Consider the following 1,291-nt stretch of genomic DNA (forward strand, 5'->3'; position numbering starts at 1 on the left):
GAGGAGAATAGAGATACTCTTGTGAATCATCGGCTTCGCTAATCATTTAGCTTATTCCTATACACTTTATATGTTCATTTTGATGCACTTGCCCTGACAATTTAAAGTAAATAGTTCCAAATTGAAAAATAAAATCTATATTTGTGATTTCAACAAATATAACAGGCTTATTGCCTATAAATCTTTAATATATGGTACAGAAATTAGAAGGACACACGCGTATTGATGTAGCCGACGCGCTACGTGGATTGGCCGTTATGGGCATCATTGTATTGCATACTATCGAGCATTTCAACTTTTATTCATTTCCCGACCCGGCCAGCCAGGGCGCCTGGCTTAACTTCTCAGATAAGGCTATCTGGAACGGACTTTTCTTTTTGCTCAGCGGGAAGGCATACGCTGTGTTTGCTTTGCTGTTCGGTTTCAGCTTCTTTATTCAGGATGACAACCAGCGCATGCGCGGCAAAGATTTCCGTTTGCGTTTCTGTTGGCGGTTAGTATTGCTGTTTATTTTCGGTAATATCAATGCCGTATTCTTCACGGGCGAAGTATTGGTGCTCTATTCCTTAGTAGGTTTTATTCTGCCGCTTACGTGCCGGTTGAAGGATAAATGGATGTTTATTCTGGCTTGTGTGCTACTGATACAGCCGTTGTCAATCTACTACATGATATGTGCATGCATGGATTCTTCTTTTGTAATTCCCTCTATCCCGACAGATAGTTTCTGGGGGGCTGCATTCGAGGTGCAAAGTCATGGCACATTCTTCGAAACCATGCGTGTGAATTTATGGGAAGGGCAGCTTGCCAGTCTTGCCTGGGCTTGGGAGCATGGGCGCGTATTCCAGACTGCCTCCCTCTTTCTGTTCGGTCTGCTGATAGGACGCCGGAACCTTTTCCTGAAAGAGAACCTGAAATTCTGGAACAAGGTGCTTTGTGGCGCTCTTATTGCTTTTTTCCCGTTGTATGGGCTGGGTAATATGTTACCGCAATTCATCATGAGCAATTCTATCCTTACTCCTCTGTTGCTTGTCATTACTTCACTTTCCAATTTCTCGTTTATGCTGATACTGGTGTCGGGCATCATCAATGCTTTCTACCGGACAAACTTGCACGGATTGCTGATGAAGATTACTCCTTACGGTAAGATGAGCCTCACCAATTATGTAACCCAAAGTATCATCGGTTCGCTGATTTTCTATAATTGGGGACTTGCCATGCACTCCCACGCAGGCATTACCGTCAGTTGCCTGATAGGGATACTTCTCTTTGCCTGCCAATTCGCTTTCTGCTG

At 43.8% G+C, this 1,291-nt stretch carries 1 protein-coding gene; it reads left to right on the plus strand.

The features are described 5' to 3' along the window. Positions 1–191: 191 nt before the first annotated feature. Positions 192–1,291: DUF418 domain-containing protein (locus B2Z67_RS00915; protein ID WP_291527936.1), on the plus strand; the 1,100-nt coding region annotated here is incomplete at its 3' end.

The sequence above is a fragment of the Bacteroides sp. UBA939 genome (assembly GCF_002293435.1).
Taxonomy (GTDB): domain Bacteria; phylum Bacteroidota; class Bacteroidia; order Bacteroidales; family Bacteroidaceae; genus Bacteroides.